A 20,673-nucleotide genomic window follows, 5' to 3' on the forward strand; every position below is an offset into this window, starting at 1 on the left:
GACCGACCGACCGGCTGACCGGCCGACCGACTGACCGGCATGGCACAAGCGCCTGCCACGGCGGACGATGGACGTTCGGCAGCCGGAGCGTTACCGGTCTCGCGTCCCCAGGCTGGCCTGATCGGCGGCGGTACGGCCCGCCACCCAGCCCTCCTGGTCCCAGGACGCGCGCATCCTGTGCGAGACCAGGTTCGGGAACATACGCTCGACCGCCTGCTCCACCTCCTGCTCGCGGGCCGCCAGCACCGGCACCAGGTCGGTGCCCCGGCTGGCGCTCTCCTGCGCGACCGCGCCCGCCGTGGCCTCGGCGAGCCGCTCCCCGATCCGGGAGGCGAACGCCGACAGGAACGACTGGCGGAACTGCTTGTTCCTCGACCGGCCGCCGCCGTGCTTCTTGGTGCCCGAGTTCACCAGCGCGGTCTGCGCCTGCACCAGCAGCGAGGTGAACAGCATCTCCACCCAGGACAGGTCCGCCGCGAACCCCAGCACGGTGGCGAACCCCAGCTCCTTGGACCAGATCACCCGGCACCGGTTGGCCTCGGCGACGAGGTTGAGCAGCACGGCCTTGGGCTGCTCGTATGGTGCGTCGATGCCGACCCGGATGCCCGACGGGGCCTCATCTCCGCCCGGCTGCGCGTCCAGCATCGCCGCGTCGATGCTGTACTTCGCCATCAGGCTCTGCGCCGCCGACGTGAACGTCTCGGCCTCCGCCTCGTACGTCGTCGACTCCGCCTTGGCGAGCAGCGCCCGTACCCGCGCGAACGTCTTCTCGCTGACCCCGCGCGGGCGTGCCCGGACCGCACGGCGCGCGGCCCCGGGCGGCGGGATCAACGATTCCAGCCGGGGCAGCCCGGTCAGCAACCCCAGCAGCTCCAGCACACCGGAGACGGTCACGAGCCGGCCGGCCCCCGCCCCGTCGCGCGCCTGCCGCGCCGCCAGATAGCCGCCCTTCCACCACACCGCGGCCTCCAGGCGGGCGAGCTGGTCACGCCAGCGCTCGTCCACCGTGGCGGGGGCGTAGCCGCGCAGCTCCCAGGCGATGAGGTCGGCCGCCACCCGCCCGTGCCAGTCGCTCAGCCGCCTGGCCGCGATCCTGACCACGTCGGCCGGCTGCCAGCCGTCGCGCCACAACCCTGAGATCGCCCGGGTCAGGGCCTCCACCAGCGCACGATCGGCGTCGTCGCGGTCGGCCAGGAAGGCGGCGGCGGAGTCGAAGGCCGCCTGATCCTCCCGGGCAAGCGCCTCCATCGCCGCGCCGATCAGCTCATTGGCCCTGTTCACCCGTGCCGTCCATCTTGAGGAAAGTCCGCCAGAACCTTACCGTGACGCAGCCCCGTCCCTGCTCACCGGCACGGCAGAAGGCACGGAGACCCTGACCGAGACCGGCCGTGCCGTCATTCCGACCAGCACAGTCGACATGAGCCCGGCTCTCGATCCGTGGAAATGCGATGTCCCGTCTCCTGTGATTCTGGTGCAGGGCACGCTGAGTCATGCCGGCCGAGGTTGTCACTTCAGGGGCTCTGCCAAGATTCCCGTGGTAACGCTCAGTTCCTGGCGATGGTGAGAAGTATCCGTTTGCGGAGCAGGGCGAGGCCGGCTCGTCCGTACAGCTGCCGTTTCAGTAGTTTGATCTTGTTGATCACGCCTTCGGTGGGGCCGTTGCTGTAGGGCAGGGTGAGCCCGGCGGCGACGGCGTCGTGGTCGATGAGCAGCCCTTCGGCGAAGGAGCGCAGGGGTTGCAGATTGCTGGCGCGGACGTCGTTGACCCAGTCGTCGAGCCGGTGTCCCTGGCGCTGGGTGAGCAGGTCGGCGATGGCGCGTACGTGTCCGGTGGCCTGCTTCAGCTCCTGGCAGCGGTCCAGTACGTCCTGCAGCTGAGCGGTGTGGCCGGGGCTGAGGTGGGCCGGGTCGGTCATGATCCAGATGGCGACGCGGCGAGGTGAGGGCGGTGGCTGGGCATCTTCGGCGTGTCCTTGGCCCAGGTGGCGATACAGCAGGTTGATACCCCATTGACTTGATCTCCTGCAGTAGGGTCTGCACGGTCACGCCGGGTTCGGCGGCCCGGCGTCCGCGCAGGTGGCCGCGGAACGGGTCGACCAGCGTGGCACCCCGTTTGGAGCCGCCGATCAGCTGCTCGGCCCGTGGGGCACGGGCGTACTTCTTGACGGTGTTCAGAGCGAGGTTGAGCCGGCGGGCGACTCGCGGTTCGGCACGTGCTGGCTGAGCAGGGCGTGGATGGCCGCATGCCGGCTGCGGGTGCGCCGCGCGGTGGGGCCTTCGGAGCGGCCCTGGCCTGTGGCGATGTCGCGGAAGCAGCGGACATCCGGCGCCGGCTCCGGCACTGCCATCAGGACGCTCAGCACGCTGGTGCGGCTGAGCAGGAACCCGATCGCGGCTGGCAGAGCGGCGCCACCTCGCCCGGCCGGCGCCAGTCCGCACGCGATCACCAGTGCCGTCGCGCCCGGCGTGCGACGCCCGTAGCGGCCGGCCAAACCAGGGACCTGCTCATGGAAGGTCTGCCGCGTGCAGTCCAGGTTGACGCACGTCAGGCGCCGTAACCTGAGCTCGATCACCACGGGCATCCCGTCCACCGGACGGTCGGCCAGGCGGCGCCGGTGATAGCGTGCTTAGCGGTTCTCGTTCGTCAGCCATCCGGCCACCGTCCGAATGACGAAGGCCTGCCACTCCTGACTCTGCGGATCGAGGTACTGCGGGTCGTCGTGCACGGCGAAGCCGTGCTGAGCCCCATCGATCTCGACGAGCCGGCACGGCGCCCGGAACTGCGATACCGCCGCTCTGGACGCTTCCACCGGCACGAAGGTGTCCTTGGTGCCGTGCACGATGAGCGTAGGCGCGGCCACCTCGCCGAGCGCTTCGTGGGGACGCAGCCAGAACACCTCGTTGTAGATGGCCCGTCCGTGCTTGAGGGTGGGGGAGTGGAAGAGGTAGCCCTGGGCGCGGAGCTGCGCCGCCGCCTCCTCGGTCAGATGGTCGTCCTGCCAGAACGGGCGGCTGTCGACGGTGCGCTCCTTGTAGTCCAACCGGGGGTTGAGCAGCACCAGGCGAGAGACCTCGTCCGGGCACTTGGCGGCGTAGTAGGCCGTGACGCCGCCGGTGAAGCTCGTACCGACCAGGCTCAGCTCTTGCGCGCCCGTCACGTCACGGAGATGCCGCAGCGCTACCCGGATGTCGTTGAGGATGGCCGCGAGCGTCAGTTCTTCTTGCCGGCCTTCGCTCTCTCCGTGACCCCGCAGATCGAAGCGCAGAGACGCCAGACCGAATTCGCTCAGACCCCTGGCCAGGCGGGTGAAGAACCCGCCCTCCTCACGCGTCACCCCGCCGCCGTGCACCAGGACGACAGCGTGGCGGGATGGTCCGGCGGGTGTGACCACTGTTCCGGCAAGGTGAAGGCCGTCGAGGGTGCGGAGCGTGATCTCTTGCTCGGTAGGAGCCACTACAGCAGCATAAGGACGGCCCTGCCGGCGTGGAAGCGTCCTCGACGGCCCGGCGGGAAGAAGCCGCCAGGCGGCGGCTTTATGCAGGTGTGGGCGCCTTTCAAGGCCCACGACGCGGTCCCACTCCTCCTCGGTGATGTCGGTGAGCGGTTTGACCGGCTGCTCGAGGCCGGCGTTGTTGAAGGCGACGTCGAGGCGGCCGAACCCGCCGGCGGCGGCGTGCGCGGCCGCCCGCACGTCCTGGTCGCTGGTGACGTCGCAGGTGACCGCGAGCGCGCGGCCGCCCTGGTCGCCGGCGGGCGCTGTCCGGCAGGTCCGTACGGTGGTCGTCGCTTGCCCGGCGGGGGTCGCCGCTGGCGATCACCTCATAGGAGGGCCTCGAGGGTGATGGGCAGGTCGCGGACGCGGCGGCCGGTGGCGTGGAAGACGGCGTTGGCGATGGCGGGCGCCACGCCGACGATCACGACCTCGCCCAGGCCCTTGACGCCGAGGGGGCCGGCTTCGCGGTCCTCGCCGTCGAGGTAGACGGCGTTGACGTCGGGGACGTCGGCGTTGGTGGGGACGAGGTAGTCGGCCAGGTTGGCGTTGACGACGCGGCCGTCGCGCGGGTCGGTGACGGTGTGTTCCAGCAGGGCCATGCCGATGCCGCCGACCAGGCCGCCGATGGCCTGGCTGTGGGCGAGCTTCGGGTTGATGATGCGGCCGGCGTCGTAGACGCCGAGCACCCGGCGTACGCGGACCAGGCCGAGGCGCTCGTCGACGGCGACCTGGGCGAAGACCGCGCCGTAGGCGTGGGTGGAGTAGCGTTCGGTCTCCTCGCCGGGGGTGTAGCCGCCGCGCGCCTCCAGGCGAGGGCGGCCGGTGCGGGCCAGGAGCTGCTGGTAGGTCTCGCCGCGGCCGGGGTCGTCGCGCAGGCTCAGGCGGCCGTTCTGGACGACCACGTCGCCGGCGGAGGCGCCGTGCAGGGGCGAGCCCGGATCGGCGATGGCGAGCCGGACGGCCTGCCGCCGGAGCTTGTCGCAGGTGTCGGCGACGGCGGAGCCGACGCTGGCCATGGTCATGGAGCCGCCGTGGGGCGGGGCCGGCGGCATGGCGGAGTCGCCGAGCTGGAACCGCACCCGGGAGACGGGCAGGCCGAGGGCGTCGGCGGCGACCTGGGTCATGGAGGTGTAGGTGCCGGGTCCCATGTCGGAGGTCGCGGACTGGACGGTGGCGGTGCCGTCGGCGTGCAGCCTGGCCAGCGCCTGGGCCGGGGCGCGCGCGGTGTGGTACGTGGCCACGGCCATGCCCATGCCGAGCAGCCAGTCGCCGTCGCGCGTGGAGCGCGGCTCGGGGGCGCGGTCGTCCCAGCCGACGGTACGGGCGCCGGTGCGCAGGCACTCGCGCAGCCGCCGGGTGGAGAACGGCGCCCCGGTGCCGGGATCCCGTTCGGGCTCGTTGCGCAGGCGCAGCTCGATGGGGTCGATGCCGGTTTCGTGGGCGAGCTCGTCCATGGCGCATTCGATGGCGTAGGCGGCGGTGGCCGCCCCGGGGCCGCGCATCCAGGTGGGGGTGTTGATGTCCAGCGGGATGGATCGGTAGGTCTGGCGGACGTTGGGGGTGGTGTACACCATCTGCCCCTGGGTCAGCAGCGACTCGCGGTAGTCCTCGTAGGCGGAGGTCTCGGCGCGGATGTCGTGCACGGCCGCGGTGAGCCGGCCGCGCTCGTCGGCGCCCAGGGTGAGCTTGTACTCGGTGACCGGGCGGAAGCCCGTCCCGGTGTACAGCTGCTCGCGGGTGAGGACGACCTTGACGGGGCGGCGTACCTGGCGGGCGGCCAGCGCGGCGATGGTGACGTGCGGCCAGGCGCGCAGGGCGCTGCCGAACGCGCCGCCGACGAACGGCGAGACGACGCGCACCGCGTCCTCGGCGATGCCGAAGACCGAGGCGAGGGCGGCGCGGGTGTTGAGCACCACCTGCGTCTTGTCCCACACGGTGAGCCGGTCGCCGTCCCAGCGGGCGATGGTGGCGTGCGGCTCCATCGGATTGTGGTGCTCGCGCTGGAGCCGGTAGGTCTGCTCGATGCGGGTGCGGGCCTGCCGCAACGCCTGGTCGACGTCGCCCCGCTGGTAGTTCTCCGGCTCGTTGGGCGATCCGGCGGGGGCGTCCAGGCCGGTGGCGGGACGTTCGGCGGCATAGGTGACCTTGACCAGGCTCGCGGCGTGCTGGGCGGCCTCCAGGGTTTCGGCCACCGCCACGGCGACCGGCTGGCCGAAGAACCTGACTCGATCGTCCTGGAAGACGCGCAGGTGCTCACCCCGGGGAGGGTCGGTCACGCGGCGGAAGGGCCGGTAGGGCAGCTTCGGCGCGTTGGCGTGGCTGATGACCGCGAGCACGCCGGGCAGCGCGGTGGCGGCCCGGGTGTCGATCGCGGTGATGCGTCCCTTGCCCACCGTGCTGGTCACGATCACGCCGTGGACGGCGCCGCGTACGGCGTCGTGGGCGTCGTGTTCGGCGGCGTAGGCGGCCTGGCCGGTCACCTTGAGCCGGCCGTCCACCCGGGACACGGGCGTGCCTGCCGCAGGTCTCATCATCGGGTGCCTCCCACGGTACGCAGTTGACGTTCGACGGTGCGTCGCAGCAGCTCGGCCTTGAAGGCGTTGTGGCGCAGCGGCCGGGCGCCGTCGGCCGCGACGGCGGCGGCCCGCGCCCACAACCGCTCCGACGGGCGCTCGCCGTTCAGCCGCTTCTCCACCGCGGTCAGCCGCCAGGGCACCGTGCCCACGCCACCGGCGGCGACCCGAGCGTCGCGGATGACGCCGCCGGTGACGTGCAGCACGACCGCCGCGGAGGTGAGCGCGAACTCGTATGACTGCCGGTCGCGGACCTTCAGGTAGCCCGAGCGTAGCGGTGCCGGGTGCGGCGGGATCTCCACGGCGGTGATCAGCTCGCCCGGCCGCAGGTCGTGCTCGCGGTCGGGGGTCTCGCCCGGCCGCAGCAGGAACGCGGTGAGCGCGACGGCGCGTTCACCGTCCGGGCCCAGCAGGTGCACGCGCGCGTCCAGCGCCGCCAGCGCCACGGTCAGGTCGGAGGGGTGGGTGGCCACGCACGCGTCCGAGGTGCCCAGGATCGCGTGGGAGCGGTTGTAGCCCTCCAGCGCGGCGCAGCCGGAGCCGCGCTGCCGCTTGTTGCAAGGAGCGCTGACGTCGCGGAAGTAGGTGCAGCGGGTGCGCTGCAGGATGTTGCCGCCGATGGTGGCCATGTTGCGCAGCTGCGCCGAGGCGCTCAGCTCCAGCGCCTGGGCGATCAGCGGGTAGGCGGAGCGCACCCGGGGATGGGCGGCGACCTCGGCCATGCTCGCCAGCGCCCCGATCCGCAGCCCGTCCCCGGTCATCCGGATGTCCCGCAGGGGCAGGCCGCTGATGTCGACCACCGTGCCAGGGCGTTCCACCGTCTCGCGCATCAGGTCCACCAGAGTGGTGCCGCCGGCGATGTAGCGTCCGCCGCGTGCCCCGGCCGCGAGGGCAGCGCGGGTGTCGGCGGGCCTGGTGTAGGCGAAGGGGTACACGGTCAGCTCCCCTGCTTGCGGGCGGCCTGCTGCACCGCGTTGACGATCTTGACGTAGCAGCCGCACCGGCAGATGTTGCCGCTCATCCACTCCCGGATCTCCTCCCGGGAGCCGGTGTGCCCCTCCCGGATGCAGCCGACGCCGGACATGATCTGCCCCGGCGTGCAGTAGCCGCACTGGAAGGCGTCCTGCTCGATGAACGCCTGCTGCAACGCGTGCAGCTCACCGCCGGCGGCCAGGCCCTCGATCGTGGTGACCTCGACGCCCTGGCAGCGCACCGCGAGCGTCAGGCAGGCGTTGACGCGGCGGCCGTTCACCAGCACCGTGCACGCGCCGCACGCCCCCTGGTCGCAGCCCTTCTTGGTGCCGGGCAGGGCGAGGCGCTCGCGCAGCAGGTCCAGCAGCGACGTCCGGTTGTCGATCGTCACCTGGTGCCGCCGCCCGTTCACCGTCACCGACAGCGTGCTGCTGTGCGGGCCGGGCGCCCCCGCCGGTGCGGCGCCGGCCGGTCCGGCGAGCACGGAGGGCAGGACACCCGCGGCCACACCGCCGGCGGCGGTGGCCGACAGGAAACCCCGCCGCGACACTCCCGGCGCTTCGTCGTGGTGGTCTTCGTCAGCGAGTCGGTCGGACATGCGTGCCTCACTTCTCCTTCGGATCAGCGGGAGGGCCCCTGACCTCCGGTGGCGGGGGTCAGGGCTGGAGGAGGACCTTGACGGCGCGGCGTTCGTCCATCGCCCGGTAGCCCTCGGCCGCCTGCTCCAGGGGCAGGGTGAGGTCGAAGACCTGGCCGGGGTCGATGGCGCGGCCGCAGATCAGGTCGATCAGGTGCGGCAGGTACTGGCGGACGGGGGCGGGGCCGCCGTGCAGGTGCACCAGGGAGTCGAACATGAGGTCGCCGGGCAGCGTGACGTCGTGGGCGACACCCACGAAGCCGACGTGCCCGCCGGGGCGGGTGGCGCGGATGGCCTGCAGCATCGACTCCTGGGTGCCGACGGCCTCCAGGACGCTGTGCGCGCCGAGCCCGTTCGTCAGCTCCTTGATCCGCTCCACCCCCGCGTCGCCGCGCTCGGTGACGATGTCGGTGGCGCCGAACCGGCGGGCCAGCTCCTGCCGGGGTGCGTGCCGGCTCATCGCGATGATCCGTTCCGCCCCGAGCTGCCGGGCGGCCAGCACCCCGCACAGGCCGACCGCGCCGTCCCCGACGACGGCGACGGTCCTGCCCGGCCCCGCCTGGGCGGCGACGGCGGCGAACCAGCCGGTGCCCAGCACGTCGGAGGCGGCCAGCAGGCTCGGCACCAGGTCCGCCTCCGGCATGCCGGGGGTGGCCACCAGGGTGCCGTCGGCCAGCGGGATCCGGGCGAGCTGGGACTGGGTGCCGATCGTGCCCATCAGCACCCGCCGCACGCACGCGCACTGGTAACCGGAGCGGCAGATCTCGCAGGTGTTGTCCGAAGCCCAGAACGAGCCCACCACGAACTGCCCCGGCCGCACCGTGGTGACCTGGCTGCCGACCTCCTCGACCACGCCGACGTACTCGTGGCCCATCGGCGCCGGCCCGCCGGGCTTGTCCGCCCCGCGGTAGGGCCACAGGTCCGAACCGCAGATGCAGGTGGCGCTCAGGCGGATGATCGCGTCCGTCGGTTCGATGATCTGCGGGTCCGGACGGTCCTCGACGCGGACGTCGCCCGGAGCGTGCAGAACTGCTCCACGCATGGATGAATCTCCTTCGCTGGATGGTCGGGCGGCCGGTGGCGGGGCGCGCGGCCCCGTGCCGGGGCGAGCGTGGCGTCCAGCCGATACGCCGGCCGCAGCCCCGGCGTCGCCGGCGTGCTCCGGCCTCCCGGCCGGACGTGCACCGCCCCGGCCCGGGACGGCATTGCCCAGCAAACCGGGTCCATCGCCCGTGCGGGAGGGCGCGTTTATCGGGGGGACATCCTCTACCCCCATACGCCTCCGGCCGCTGTTTACAGTGGGCAAGGTGGACAACCGTGATGAGATCCGCGACTTCCTCGCCAGCCGGCGCGCCAGGATCACCCCGCAGCAGGCCGGCCTGGCCCCCGGCGGCCGCCGCCGGGTGCCCGGCCTGCGCCGCGAGGAGGTCGCCGTGCTGGCCGGCGTGAGCACCGACTGGTACACCCGCCTGGAGAAGGGCCACATCACGGGCGTCTCCACCGACGTCCTGAACGCCGTCGCCCGCGCCCTGCAGCTCGACGACGCCGAACGCGCCCACCTGTTCGACCTGGCCCGCGCCGCCACGACCGGCCCCGCCCCCCGCCGGGTCCGGAAGGTGCGGCCCGGCCTGCAGCGCATGCTGGACGCCATGACCGACGCGCCCGCGATCATCCGCAACGGCCGGATGGACATCGTGGCCGCCAACCGCCTGGGCCGCGCCATGTACTGGCCGGTCTACCACGCGCGCATCCCCGCCCCCGGCCGCGGCCCGCGCCCGGACGCCGCCCGCTCCCAGCCGGCCAACATCGCGCGCTTCCAGTTCCTCGACCCGGCCGGCCCCGACTTCTTCCCCGACTGGGACAGCGCCGCCGACATCACCGTGGCCCTGCTGCGCACCGAAGCCGGCCGCGACCCCTACAACAAGGAGCTCACCCAGCTCATCGGGGAGCTGTCCACCCGCAGCGACGACTTCCGCGGCCGGTGGGCGCAGCACAACGTCCGCCTGCACCACACCGGCACCAAGGCCTACCACCATCCCGCCATCGGCGACCTGGTCCTCGACTACGAGTCCATGGACCTGCACGCCGACCCCGGCCTGAACCTGACCGTCTACACCGCCGCCCCCGACACCCCCTCCCACGACGCCCTGCGCCTGCTGGCGAGCTGGGCCGCCACCCTCGACCGGTCCGAGCGGCCGCACAACGCGGAGGCCCGGCACGGCTGACCGGCGCCCGGGTGGCGGCCGGTCGTCCTCCTGCCGGCCGGGCGCGGGGTCAGCCGGGCGCGGGGTCAGCCGGGCGTCGCCGTGAAGGTGTAGGAGCCGGGCGGGACGGCGTAGACGGCGTGGCCGCCGTCCATACGCAGGAAGCCGGCCCGCCGCGAACTGGCGGTGGGGCGGTCCTTGGCCGGGACCCGCACCTCGGCGGTGGTGTTGGGCGGGATCTCGACCGTCAGCTCGAACGTCCCCCGCGCGCGGCTCCACTCCGATCGCGCGACGCCCTGCGGGGTGTGGTAGCTGCCCTTGACGAAAGTGAGGTCGCCGACCGGCTTGGGGTGGATGACGAGGCGGCGGTAGGCGATGGAGCCGTCGGCCGGGCGGATGCCGGCCAGGCCGCTGTGGAACCACTCCTCGACCTGGGCGAGGATCATGTGGTTCTTGGAGTCGCCGCGGTTCCAGCGTTCGCCGATGGTGGTCATGCCGCCGGGGTTGGCGGGGGTGGCGGCCATGAAGTGGCCGTAGCTGGGCTGGGCGTCGCTCTGCAGCAGCTCCCACAGCACGTCGTCGCGGCCCCCGGCGGACAGCGCCCGCACGATGGGGGCCATGCCGATGGTGCCGCCGCTGAAGTGCGGGCCTTCGCCGTTCGGGTGGTAGGCCCGGACGAGCTCGACGAGGGCGTCCAGGACGGCCTGGCGTTCGCCGTCGGGGACGAGGCCGGCGTCGAGGGCGAGCGCCTGGGCCGTCTGCGTCGCGCTCGCGGCGCCGTCGGTGTAGCGGCGCAGCTCGCGGTTGTAGAAGTGGTGGTTGAAGGCGGTCTTGACGTCGGCGGCGAGGGCGCGGTAGCGGGTGGCGTCGGCGGCGTGGCCGGTCAGCTCGGCCATCATCGCGAGCTTGCTGATCATGACGTGGTAGCCCCAGGTGCCGGTGATGCGGCCGGAGGTCTGGTCGGCGGCGACCCAGTCGGCCAGGGCGGCGTCCACGATGTGCGCGTTCTCGCCGGTGCCGGCCTTCTCTCGCTGGATGTAGTCGGCGAACAGCACCATCCGGTCGTAGTGGCGGGCCATCGTCTCGGTGTCGCCGTACAGCTCGTACAGCATCGCCGGGACGAGGATGATCGCTTTGCCCCAGTTGATCTCGTCGCCGAAGCGGCCGCTGTAGCCCCAGTCGTAGACGGGCGTCTTCAGCGCGACGTTGCCGCGCATCGGGGTGTCGGCGATCGACTGGCCCTCCACGAGGTGCCGCATCGTGGTCTTCAGGTACGCGGCCAGGTCGTGGTTGCGATGGATGGCGCCCATCGGCATCGTGTAGTCGGCCGGGTAGGAGAGCTTCTCGCGGCCGGGGCAGTCGGTGAACACCGACATGATGTTGCCGGCGAAGGAGTAGCGGGCCATCGTGTGGATGCGGTTGACCCGGGCGCTGGAGGTGGTCACCTCGCCGGCGACGGGGGTGTCGGCCTGCAGCCGGACGCCCGTGATCAGATCCTTGCCCGGGGTGTGGCCGTCGGGCAGGCCGGTGACCTGGACCCATTGCATGCCGAAGTAGGTGAAGTCGGGGTGCCAGCGCTCGCCGCCGGGCAGCCCGGCGGTGGTGTAGGTGTGGAACAGGTCGCGGCCGCGGTTGCCGCCGCCGCCCATCAGGGACGCCTGGTCCACGGTGCCGTCGGCGGCCAGGGACTCGGCGGGCGACATGCGGATGACGGTTCCGGCGGGCACAGCGCCCTTGAGGCGCAGCTCGGGCCGGCCCACGATGTTCTGCCCGAGGTCGAACATCCAGGTGCCGGGCGCCGGGTTCGTCACCGACACCGGCCGGAAGATCTCCACCGCCTTGATCGGCTCGGCCGTGCGGGCGACGAGCCGGGTGGCGAGGTTCGGCGGGGGTGCGAGGCCGGCGGAGGTCCAGTCCATGGCTGACCCGTCGCGCCGCCTGGCGGCAGGGGACAGGTCGGCGCAGGGGGAGTCCCAGCCGGGCTGCTCGCGGCGGGCGTCGTGGTCGGAGCCGGAGTACCAGGCGTCGGTGACCAGCGGGCCCAGCGCGGTGCGCCAGCTCCGGTCGGAGACGATGACGTGCGACGAGCCGTCGCCGTAGGTGATCTCCAGGCGGGCGATCAGGCGCGGGGTCACGGCCGCGCCGGCGCTCGGGTCACTGGCGGCGATGTTGTTGCCGGAGCCGGTCACCCGCGCGCCCGCCGGGTGCGGCTTGTCCAGCGGCGGGGTGAAGGTGATGCCGGAGGCGCCGATCGCGGTGATCGTACGGGACTCGAGGTCGTCGCCGCCGTTGCCGGTGTCGATGTTGACGGTGCCGCCGACGTGGTAGCCGGTCACGTTGTCCAGGGCCACGGTGGTGGCGCCGGGGGCGGTGCCGGCGGTCAGGGCGCCGCTGCCCTTGAGCTGGCTCTGCCACCAGGAGTAGGGGGAGGTGCGGCCGACGGCCGGGTTGGTGACGCTGCGCCGCACGTACGCCGGGCCGTTGCCGAGCCGCACCCCGAGCGTGTTGGCGCCGGCGCGCAGGTGCCGGGTCAGATCGTAGGTGCGGTACTCGCTGGAGAGCTGGTAGTTGGCGTTGCCGGGGGCCAGGACCTCGTCGGTGAGCCGGCGCCCGTTCAGGGTCGCCAGGTGCAGCCCGACGCCGGACAGGTAGAGGCGGGCCCTGGCCACGCGCTCGCGCCGGCCGAGGTCGAACGCGCGGGCGAAGATCGGCATCGGCTGGGTCTCGGTGCGGCCGGCGTGCTCGATCCAGCGCGCCGCTCCCCAGTCGTCCTGCCGCAGCAGGCCCGTCTCCCAGGACGACGGCCCGCTCCAGCGTGAGGGCCGCTCGTCCGCGTCCCAGACCCGGACCTGCCAGACGGCCTGCTGCCGCGAGCCCAGGGGCCGGCCGCCGTAGCGGACGCCGGACTGCACGGCCGAGCCCACCTTGCCGGAGTCCCAGAGGAGCCGGCCGCGCCGCAGCCCGCTCTCGTCCGCGGCCACCCGGATCTGGTACGCGGTCTGCGCGTCGGCCGGGCAGGCCGCCCGTGATCCTGGTCGCAGGCAGGGATGCCCGCCGGAGGGCCGGGCCGGTGCCATCCGCCAGTCCAGGAGGGGAGCCGGGTTGCCGATGCCCAGGGGCTGGTCCCGCCTGCCGTCCACCCGCAGGTCGACGACCTCGACGGGGGACTGCCGGGCGGCGCTCGCGGGCGGGGCCGGGGCGAGGACGAGCGAGAACGCCAGCCCCAGCCCGGCCAGCGTGCGGAGGCGGCGATGCGGTGAGGTCACGGGGTACTCCCTTCCGGTCGCGCCATCAAGCGGGACGTTGGGATCTACAACGTAAAGGCGCCCGGATCGGACACTAAGTGACGGTGCCGTCAACGTAAGCACCTCCTGACCACTCGTCAAGGGCCCCCGCGAGCAACGATGCACGGTGCATCCGCACGTCGGAGCGCTTCACCGTGCACTTTTTGGGTAACGGTACCCACCGTGATCAGGCCCGTGACCAGGCGCGACGCGCCGGCCGGGGAGCGCCGGTGGCGGCAGGGCCGACGACGGCGGCCGAACGGGTGCCGCCCGTGCCGTTCGCCTCTGGCGTCGTGGCGTTCGTCCACGCGCCGGAACAGCAGGGCCGGGGTCTCGGCGCCGCTCGTACAATCGGATCACGCCTCGGGGAAATGGAGTCTCATGGTCGCGTCCGGTCGACGGCGGCGCGTGACGATCGCCGACGTGGCGAGCCACGCGCAGGTCTCCGTCACGGCAGTGTCCAAGGTGATCCGCAACGCCTACGGCGTCAGCCCGGCCATGAAGAGCAAGGTCAGGACGGCCATCGAGGAGCTCGGCTACCGGCCGCAGGCCGTGGCCCGGGGCATGCGCGGGCGCACGTTCACGATCGGGCTGGTGCTGCCGCACATCAGGAACCCGTTCTTCGCCGACATCCTCGACGGGCTGACCGCCTACCTGGAGACCACCAACTACCAGGCGTTCATGATCCAGGGCGGGGTCACCCGCAAGGTCGAGCGGCGGGCGGTCGACGCGCTGGTGGACCGGCAGGTGGACGGCATCATCATGGTCGCGCCGCTGGCCGCCAGGGCCCGCCTGGAGGAGGTGGCCAAGGAGAAGCCGCTGGTGGTGCTCGCCCGCCACGAACGCTCGCCCCACTACGACTCGGTGTACGGCGACGACGAGGCCGGCGCCGAGCTGGTCGTCAACCATCTCATCGAGCTGGGCCACCGCCGCGTCGCGCACATCACGCACCAGGACGACAGCGTCGCCCGCCCCGGCGACCTGCTGCACACCATCCGGTCGGCGACCTACGAGCGGGTCATGACCGAGCACGGTCTCGCCGCCGAGATCGCGGTCGCGACGAGCTTCTACGACGAGCAGGGCGGCTACGACGGCGCCCGCGAGCTGCTCGGCCGGACGCCGTGCCCGACGGCGATCTTCGCCGGCGCCGACCAGGCGGCGCTCGGCGCGCTCGCCGCGCTGCACGAGGCCGGGCTGGCGGTGCCGGCGGACGTGTCGGTCGCCGGCTACGACAACACCCACCTGGCCGCGCTGCCCAACATCGCGCTGACCAGCGTCGATCAGGACGGCGGCGAGATGGGGCGGGCGGCGGGCAAGCTCCTGCTGGAACGCGTGGAGGGCCGGACGACGCCGGTGCGCTTCACCGTCACCCCGAGCCTCGTCGTCCGCTCCTCCACGGCCGCGCCACCCTCTTCATAGCGCCCCGGCCTCGGACTCCTCTCCCGCCCTGAAGCGGGCACCGTCCTCGCCGCGCCCGCCGCCCCGGCGAGCGCGGGCCCGCTCGCGCTCGCCGCCGGCCGATGTCCGAAATCTGCAAGCGGGCAGGTCTTCCACGGGAAAGACGGCACCGGCCCCTCCGGGATTCACTTCCGGAAACACGTCACGAAAGGGGTCGTTCACATGCCCGACACGCCCACCGGAGAGTTCTGGAAGGACCTCAGGCCGATCGAGAACTCCTTCCGCCCCGACGCCCTGCCCGAGGTCTACCTGTCGCAGGTGGCCACCGACGACGACCGCTACTACGTGCCGTTCACCGAGACCGTCGGCTCCCGGCCGCTGTGGATCAACGTCAAGGACAACAGCTGGGCCGACATCCTGCGCGCCAAGGAGGCCGGGCTGGTCAACCGGCACTACCACCCGCACGAGGTGTTCGCGTACACGATCTCCGGCAAGTGGGGCTATCTGGAGCGGCCCTGGACGGCGACCGCGGGCGACTTCGTCTACGAGGCGCCCGGCGAGGGGCACACGCTGGTCGCCTACGACAGCGGCGAGCCGATGAAGACGTTCTTCATCGTCAAGGGCCCGCTCATCTGGCTGGACGAGAACGGCGAGCCCGACGGCTTCTTCGACGTCCACGACTACATCAAGATGTGCCGCGAGCACTACGAGAAGGCCGGGATCGGCGCCGACTACGTCAACTCCCTGTTCCGCTGAGCCGCGGCGCGCACCCCCCTTCCGAAGTGAGACCGTCATGACCGACACCCCCACCGCCGCGCCCGACTCCCGCGCGGCCGACCGGTACGAGCTGCGCCTGCTCGTCATCCTCTTCCTGTCCTTCGGGTTCGTCTTCTTCGACCGCCAGGCGCTGGCGTTCCTGGCGCCGTACATGGACAGGGACTTCGGCCTGTCCAACGCCGAGCTGGGCACCCTGTCCGGCGTGCTCGCGCTCACCTGGGCGCTGGCCGGCATGTTCGCCGGCCGCCTGTCGGACGCGCTCGGCCGCCGCAAGCCGATCCTCGTCGTGGCCGTGGTGCTGTTCTCGCTCTTCTCCGCCTCGTCCGGGCTGATGAGCGGCTTCGCCGGGCTGCTCGTGGCGCGGGCGCTGATGGGCACGGCCGAGGGCGCGGTGCTGCCGATGGCGCAGTCGCTCATGGTCGAGGCGTCCAGGGAGAGCCGCCGGGGCCTCAACATGGGCCTGCTGCAGGGCTCGTCGGCGGGCCTGCTCGGCGGCATCCTGGCGCCGCTGGTCGTGGTGTGGATCGCCGAGACGTACGACTGGCGCGTCGCGTTCTATGTCACGATCGTCCCCGGGCTGATCCTGGCCGCGCTCATCTGGAGGTTCGTGCGCGAGCGTGCGCCCCGAGCCCCCCAGGTGCGGGAGGAGGAGCCGGCGGTCAAGGTGCCGCTGGGCGAGGTGCTGCGGCTGCGCAACATCGTCGTCTGCATGCTCATCGCCTGCTGCTACCTGACCTGGTTCGTCACCATCATCACCTTCACCCCGACGTACCTGACCGAGGTCAAGGGCTTCGGCCCCGGCACGATGAGCGGGGTCATGACCTGCCTGGGGGTGGCGTGGGTGTTGTGGGGGTTCGCGACCCCGGCCCTCTCCGACCGGATCGGGCGTAAGCCGGCGCTGATCGGGTTCACGGCGCTGGCGGTCTGCTGCCCGCTCGCCGTCGTGTACGTCGACAGCCCCGTGCTGCTGGGCGCGCTGATGGTGGTCACCTACACCGGGCTGGGCTGCTTCACGCTGTTCATGGCCACGATCCCGGCCGAGACCGTGCCGCGGGCGGCGCTGGCCACGGCGCTCGGCGTGATCATGGGCGTCGGCGAGCTGGCCGGCGGGTTCCTCGGGCCGATGGTCGCGGGCTGGGCGTCCGACCGGTGGGGGTTGCAGGCCGCGATGTTCATCGCCGCCGGCGGCGCGCTGGCCGTGGTGGCGCTCTGCTTCGCGCTGAAGGAGACGGCTCCGGCCGTGCTGCGCCGCCGGGCGGCCGCATGAGGGCGGCACTCTGGTACGGGGCCGGGGACGTCCGGGTCGAGGACGTGCCGGTGCGGCCGCCCGGGCCCGGGGAGGTGACGATCGAGGTGGCGTACTGCGGCATCTGCGGCAGTGACCTGCACGAGTACGCCGACGGGCCGCACGCGATCCCCGTCGGCGCGCCGCATCCGGAGTCCGGCGTGGCCGCGCCGATCGTCCTGGGGCACGAGTTCTGCGGCACCGTGCGCGACGTGGGCGGCGGCGTCACCGGTCTCGTCCCGGGCGACCGGGTGGCGGTGGAGCCGCACTACCGGTGCGGGATCTGCCCGCGGTGCCGGGCGGGGGAGTACAACATCTGCCGGCATTTCGGGTTCGCCGGGCTGATGGGGCACGGCGGGCTGGCCGAGTGCGCGACCGTGCCCGCGTACATGCTGCACCGGCTGCCCGCCGCCGTCTCCCTGGAGCAGGCGGCGGTGTTCGAGCCGGCGGCCGTGGCCCTGCACGCGGTGCGCCGGGCCGCGGTCCGGCCCGGCGAGAGCGTGGCCGTCCTCGGCCTGGGGCCGATCGGGCTGCTCGTCACCCTGCTCGCCGCCCGCCACGGCGCCGGCCGCGTCGTCGCCGCCGACCGTTCCCCGGCCCGCCGCGAGCTGGCCCTGCGCCTGGGCGCCGCCGAGGTGGGCGCGGACCTCGCCGGCGTGACCGGCGGCGAGGGGGTGGACGTGGCGTTCGAGGCGGCCGGCTCGCAGGACACCCTGCGCGCCTGCCTGGCCGCCACCCGGCGGGGCGGGCGGGTCATGTTCGTCGGCCTGGCCGGCACGGTCAGCCTGGACGCGTTCGCGCTGGTGAACAACGAGCACACCCTCCTGACCAGCGTCGGCTATCGCGACGCGTATCCGGAGCTGATCCGCCTGGTGGCCGAGGAGGGCGTGGACCTGGCCGGGATCGTCACCGCCACCGTCCCGCTGGAGCACGTCGTCCGTGACGGGTTCGAGGCGCTGCTGCGCGGACAGGAGCAGATCAAGGTGCTGGTACGCCCGGCGGAGCGGCGGCCGTGAGCGGGGACGGAGGCTACCTGGCGGCGTGATCCGTGACCTAAGCTGAGTCCCCCTGACATGCGCGAACATCAGGAGGTCGCCTTGTCCGCCCTCTCCGTGATCTCCCGGGCCACCACCGAGCACGTCGATCCCGCCGACCGCATCGACTACTGGCAGGACTACAACCGCAAGGCGCTGGTGGGCCTGTCCTGCACGTCCTACTCCGAGCGGGGCCTGCTGGCCAGGCAGACCAACCTGGAGCTGGGCGGGCTGCGCCTGGCCGAGATCACCGGCAACGCCCACGCCATCGAGCGCAGCCCGCAGACGGTCAGGTCGGCGCCCAAGGACTCGGTGTTCGCGACCCTGCTGCTCAAGGGGGAGGCGGTGTTCCTGCACGAGAACGGCTGCCTGGCGGCCACGGCGGGCGAGCTGGTCGTCTACGACACGCGCAGGCCGTACCTGTTCGGGTTCTCCTCCTCGATGCGGCAGATCCTGGTGGACGTGCCCCGCGAGGTGTTCGCCCGCGAGTGCGTGGGCGGCGGCGTGCCCGGGCCGGCATCGTCCCGTCCGGCGTCGTCGGGGCCGACGTTGTCCGGGCCGATGCTGTTCGGGCGGGGCACCGCGCGGGAGGGGGCGCTGGTGGCGGCGCTGGGCTCGCTGCTGGGCGGGCTGGCCGCGCTGCGTGACGGGCACGATCCCGCCGACGCCGAGCGGGCCGTGCTCGACCTGCTGCGGCAGCTCGCCGAGGAGCGCACGGGCGGCCGGCCGGGGCCGGGCGCGTACCGCTCGCAGCTCATCGTGGCCGAGGACTACATCGAGCGCCACCTGCACGACCCCTGCCTGGGCGCGGCGCAGGTGGCCGGCGTCATGGGCGTCTCCGTACGGCACCTGGCGCGCATCTTCGAGCCGAGCGGCACGACCCCGGCACGGCACATCATGGAACGCCGCCTGACCAGGGCGTACGAAGCGCTGACCGGCCCCGGGGCGGCGGCGACGACGATCGCCGACGTCGCGCACCGGTGGGGGTTCTCCAGCCAGGCCCACTTCGCCCGCCTCTTCCGCGCCCGGTTCGGCCTCACCCCGAGCGAGGCCCGCGCCCGGCGGGAGCCGGCCACGTAGGCGGGGCGCCGGAGACCGGCGTGCCTGCCGGGTCCGTGCCTGCCGGGTCCGTGCAGGCACCCTTGCCCGGGGAGCTGGGTCAGTGCGGTGTGAAGTCGGGGTAGTAGGCCGCGGCCGCGGTGGCGGTGTCGATGTTCCGCGGGAACAGCGCGGCTTCGTAGGCGCGGATCGCCGCGTCGATGTCCTCGGGCCGCTCGGCGATGGCGTTGCCGAGCCGGCCGGCGTCGTACAGCGCCCAGTTCGCCCCTTCGCCGTCCGGCGGCGCCAGGTGGGCGGCGTCTCCCATGAGCGTGACCCCGGGGACATGCTCCCAGCGGTGCCCGATCGGCAGCCCGTACAAGGGGCGGAAGATCGGCGGGATGTCGCTGTCGGCGACCAGCGCGACCAGCTCCGGCGCCCACCCCTCGAACATCGCCGCGACCGTGCGGGCGGCGGCGGGGCCGTCGGTGAAGTCGATGCCGTCGAACCAGTCGAGCGGCTGGTCGAACATGGCGTAGGAGTGCAGGGTGTCCGCGCGCTCGCGCTGCACGCCCAGACCGATGCGGGTGGTCTCGTCGTAGGCGGTCATCGACCCGCCGCCGACCAGCGCCAGGGTGGCCGGGTGCCGGGTGTCGCTCTCGTACAGGTACGTCTCGACCATCGAGCGTCCGGCGTAGGAGGGCGTGGCGTCGGACAGCAGCGGCCGGACCTTCGACCAGGCGCCGTCGGCGCCGACGAGGACGTCGGTGACCACCGTCGATCCGTTGGCGAAGGCCACTTCGTGACGACCGTCCGGGAGGGTCCGAACCGTCTGGGTCTTGTGGCCCCAGACGACCGTGCCGGCGGGCAGGGACTCCAGCAGCAACTGCCGGAGCTCGCCGCGCTGCACCTCGGGGCGGCCTGCGGCGGGGTCGTCGGGCCGGTCCGCCAGGATGGTGCCGTCGGGCGCCACGTCGCGGGATGCCTGGCGGCCTTCGAGGATGAGGGATCGGAAGCCGTCCATCAGGCCGGCGGCACGAATTCCGTGCTGCCCGTTGTAGTCGTGGATGTCGAGCATGCCGCCCTGGCCCCGGGCCTGCGCGGACGCCTCCGCCTCGTACACCGTGGACGGGATGCCGTGCACGGCCAGGGTTCGTGCCAGTGTCAGTCCGGCAAGACCGGCACCGATGATCGTAATCTGAGTCATGCGTGCGTTCCTTACTGTTCTTGGTCGAACCGGCGGTCCTGCCCGCGAGGGCTCCCGGCCGTCGCGCGGGGTGACAGGGCCGGGTCAGGGGGAGCCGGGCGGCTCGATCCTGGAGGCGAGCTGCTCCAGGAGGTCGTGGAGCAGCGCCCGCCCTTCGGGGCCCAGCGGCGCGAGGATCGACTCCTCGACGCGGTCCATGGCCTCTTCGAAACCCTGGATCAGCTCGGCGCCCGCCGGGGTGACCCGCACCCGGCGGCTGCGCGTGTCGCCCTCCTGCGTCCGGCGTTCCACGAGTCCGCGCCGCTCCAGCCCGGCCAGAAGCCGCGAGACACCCGGCGCGCTGGTGCGCATGGCCCGGGCGACGTCACGCTGGATGGCCTCCGGGTTCTTCGACAGGTACGCCAGCACGGCGCTCTGCTCGTGGGTGAGGCCGCGTTCCCGTATCCAGTCGTCGGCGATGCGCCGCTGGCCCCACACGACCCGCCGCATCAGCTCCAACGTGCTCTCTCGCGCCAACCCGCTCATAGTTAACACGTTAACCATTGCGCTGTTAACTATCAAATCGGACACCTAGCACCGACGGCGAGGTGACCAGGCTGCTCGGCCTCGGCGCCGTCAAGAGGGATGTGGGCCAGGGCCCGGGCCGAAGCTGGGTGGTCATGGCCGACCCCGAGGGCAACGAGTTCTGCGTCCTGCGCACCCTGGCGGTGACGCGCCCCAGCCAGGCGTGGTGGTGAGGGTGAGGTGCGCGGCTGCGGGGGATTGTCGGA

Annotated in this window: 17 protein-coding genes and 2 pseudogenes; 7 read left to right on the forward strand and 12 right to left on the reverse strand. The window is 72.8% G+C overall.

Translation table 11 applies throughout. From position 1 onward, the window contains the following. Positions 1-90: 90 nt before the first annotated feature. The 9 genes and pseudogenes from IO39_RS36015 to IO39_RS36050 all read right to left on the reverse strand — a co-directional run bounded on the left by IO39_RS36015 (position 91) and on the right by IO39_RS36050 (position 8,718). Positions 91-1,281 carry a DUF2786 domain-containing protein gene (locus IO39_RS36015; RefSeq protein WP_043633266.1) on the reverse strand — a complete coding sequence of 397 codons (1,191 nt, stop codon included), beginning with the start codon at positions 1,279-1,281 and terminating at the stop codon, positions 91-93. A gap of 263 nt (positions 1,282-1,544) precedes the next feature. Continuing rightward, positions 1,545-2,003 (reverse strand): transposase, encoded by a 459-nt coding sequence (locus IO39_RS36020; protein WP_439331496.1) that lies wholly within the window; start codon positions 2,001-2,003, stop codon positions 1,545-1,547. 168 nt (positions 2,004-2,171) lie between these two features. Next, the gene (locus tag IO39_RS51310) at positions 2,172-2,576 is read right to left on the reverse strand and encodes a hypothetical protein (protein ID WP_211267289.1); all 405 of its coding nucleotides are present in this window, start codon (positions 2,574-2,576) and stop codon (positions 2,172-2,174) included. 51 nt (positions 2,577-2,627) lie between these two features. Continuing rightward, complete coding sequence (locus tag IO39_RS36030) at positions 2,628-3,566, reverse strand: alpha/beta hydrolase (protein WP_342671464.1); 939 nt, start codon at positions 3,564-3,566, stop codon at positions 2,628-2,630. A 6-nt stretch (positions 3,567-3,572) separates the two neighbouring features. Continuing rightward, a pseudogene (locus tag IO39_RS59175) lies at positions 3,573-3,749 on the reverse strand (SDR family oxidoreductase); the annotation flags it as partial. A gap of 71 nt (positions 3,750-3,820) precedes the next feature. Then, a complete protein-coding gene (locus IO39_RS36035) occupies positions 3,821-6,028 on the reverse strand; it encodes a xanthine dehydrogenase family protein molybdopterin-binding subunit (protein WP_043633269.1) in 2,208 nt (735 codons plus the stop codon). Further along, entirely contained in the window at positions 6,025-7,002 is a 978-nt protein-coding gene (locus IO39_RS36040) for an FAD binding domain-containing protein (RefSeq protein WP_043633270.1), read from the reverse strand. The genes IO39_RS36035 and IO39_RS36040 overlap by 4 nt, the downstream gene beginning before the upstream one ends. 2 nt (positions 7,003-7,004) lie before the next feature. Then, complete coding sequence (locus IO39_RS36045; RefSeq protein WP_043633273.1) at positions 7,005-7,637, reverse strand: (2Fe-2S)-binding protein; 633 nt, start codon at positions 7,635-7,637, stop codon at positions 7,005-7,007. A gap of 58 nt (positions 7,638-7,695) precedes the next feature. Next, on the reverse strand, positions 7,696-8,718 hold the full coding sequence (locus IO39_RS36050) for a zinc-dependent alcohol dehydrogenase family protein (RefSeq protein ID WP_043633275.1): 1,023 nt from the start codon (positions 8,716-8,718) through the stop codon (positions 7,696-7,698). A gap of 265 nt (positions 8,719-8,983) precedes the next feature. On the opposite strand from IO39_RS36050, the gene IO39_RS36055 reads away from it, so the two are divergent. Further along, positions 8,984-9,901, forward strand: a complete 918-nt coding sequence (locus IO39_RS36055) for a helix-turn-helix transcriptional regulator (protein ID WP_043633442.1) — start codon at positions 8,984-8,986, stop codon at positions 9,899-9,901. A 65-nt stretch (positions 9,902-9,966) separates the two neighbouring features. Here IO39_RS36055 and IO39_RS36060 read toward each other — a convergent pair whose 3' ends face one another. After that, complete coding sequence (locus IO39_RS36060) at positions 9,967-13,146, reverse strand: alpha-L-rhamnosidase (protein WP_043633277.1); 3,180 nt, start codon at positions 13,144-13,146, stop codon at positions 9,967-9,969. Between the two features lie 399 nt (positions 13,147-13,545). Here IO39_RS36060 and IO39_RS36065 point away from each other — a divergent pair, with 399 nt between their 5' ends. From IO39_RS36065 to IO39_RS36085, 5 genes are all read left to right on the forward strand, one after another. Beyond that, positions 13,546-14,583, forward strand: coding sequence for a LacI family DNA-binding transcriptional regulator (locus IO39_RS36065; protein WP_157549376.1), 1,038 nt, complete (start codon positions 13,546-13,548; stop codon positions 14,581-14,583). A 201-nt stretch (positions 14,584-14,784) separates the two neighbouring features. After that, the gene (locus IO39_RS36070; protein ID WP_043633282.1) at positions 14,785-15,318 is read left to right on the forward strand and encodes a 2,4'-dihydroxyacetophenone dioxygenase family protein; all 534 of its coding nucleotides are present in this window, start codon (positions 14,785-14,787) and stop codon (positions 15,316-15,318) included. A 37-nt stretch (positions 15,319-15,355) separates the two neighbouring features. Further along, positions 15,356-16,606: an MFS transporter gene (locus IO39_RS36075; RefSeq protein WP_043633284.1), complete on the forward strand. Its 1,251-nt coding sequence runs from the start codon at positions 15,356-15,358 to the stop codon at positions 16,604-16,606. Further along, entirely contained in the window at positions 16,603-17,640 is a 1,038-nt protein-coding gene (locus tag IO39_RS36080; protein ID WP_043633287.1) for a 2,3-butanediol dehydrogenase, read from the forward strand. The genes IO39_RS36075 and IO39_RS36080 overlap by 4 nt, the downstream gene beginning before the upstream one ends. A gap of 81 nt (positions 17,641-17,721) precedes the next feature. Beyond that, the gene (locus IO39_RS36085; RefSeq protein ID WP_043633445.1) at positions 17,722-18,738 is read left to right on the forward strand and encodes a helix-turn-helix domain-containing protein; all 1,017 of its coding nucleotides are present in this window, start codon (positions 17,722-17,724) and stop codon (positions 18,736-18,738) included. A 79-nt stretch (positions 18,739-18,817) separates the two neighbouring features. Here IO39_RS36085 and IO39_RS36090 read toward each other — a convergent pair whose 3' ends face one another. Beyond that, entirely contained in the window at positions 18,818-19,903 is a 1,086-nt protein-coding gene (locus tag IO39_RS36090; RefSeq protein WP_043633288.1) for an FAD-dependent oxidoreductase, read from the reverse strand. An 84-nt stretch (positions 19,904-19,987) separates the two neighbouring features. After that, positions 19,988-20,428 carry a MarR family winged helix-turn-helix transcriptional regulator gene (locus IO39_RS36095; RefSeq protein WP_043633290.1) on the reverse strand — a complete coding sequence of 147 codons (441 nt, stop codon included), beginning with the start codon at positions 20,426-20,428 and terminating at the stop codon, positions 19,988-19,990. A gap of 53 nt (positions 20,429-20,481) precedes the next feature. Here IO39_RS36095 and IO39_RS55210 point away from each other — a divergent pair. Continuing rightward, positions 20,482-20,640, forward strand: a pseudogene (locus IO39_RS55210) (VOC family protein); the annotation flags it as partial. Between the last annotated feature and the right edge of the window lie 33 nt (positions 20,641-20,673).

The organism is Nonomuraea candida, from assembly GCF_000725485.1.
GTDB lineage: Bacteria > Actinomycetota > Actinomycetes > Streptosporangiales > Streptosporangiaceae > Nonomuraea > Nonomuraea candida.

Excerpts from the sequence above, each read along its gene's own strand:
- IO39_RS36035 (WP_043633269.1), bottom strand. The coding sequence starts at position 6,028 with ATGATGAGACCTGCGGCAGGCACGCCCGTGTCCCGGGTGGACGGCCGG.
- IO39_RS36045 (WP_043633273.1), bottom strand. The coding sequence starts at position 7,637 with ATGTCCGACCGACTCGCTGACGAAGACCACCACGACGAAGCGCCGGGA.
- IO39_RS36050 (WP_043633275.1), bottom strand. The coding sequence starts at position 8,718 with ATGCGTGGAGCAGTTCTGCACGCTCCGGGCGACGTCCGCGTCGAGGAC.
- IO39_RS36065 (WP_157549376.1), top strand. The coding sequence starts at position 13,546 with ATGGTCGCGTCCGGTCGACGGCGGCGCGTGACGATCGCCGACGTGGCG.
- IO39_RS36070 (WP_043633282.1), top strand. The coding sequence starts at position 14,785 with ATGCCCGACACGCCCACCGGAGAGTTCTGGAAGGACCTCAGGCCGATC.
- IO39_RS36075 (WP_043633284.1), top strand. The coding sequence starts at position 15,356 with ATGACCGACACCCCCACCGCCGCGCCCGACTCCCGCGCGGCCGACCGG.
- IO39_RS36080 (WP_043633287.1), top strand. The coding sequence starts at position 16,603 with ATGAGGGCGGCACTCTGGTACGGGGCCGGGGACGTCCGGGTCGAGGAC.
- IO39_RS36090 (WP_043633288.1), bottom strand. The coding sequence starts at position 19,903 with ATGACTCAGATTACGATCATCGGTGCCGGTCTTGCCGGACTGACACTG.
- IO39_RS36095 (WP_043633290.1), bottom strand. The coding sequence starts at position 20,428 with ATGAGCGGGTTGGCGCGAGAGAGCACGTTGGAGCTGATGCGGCGGGTC.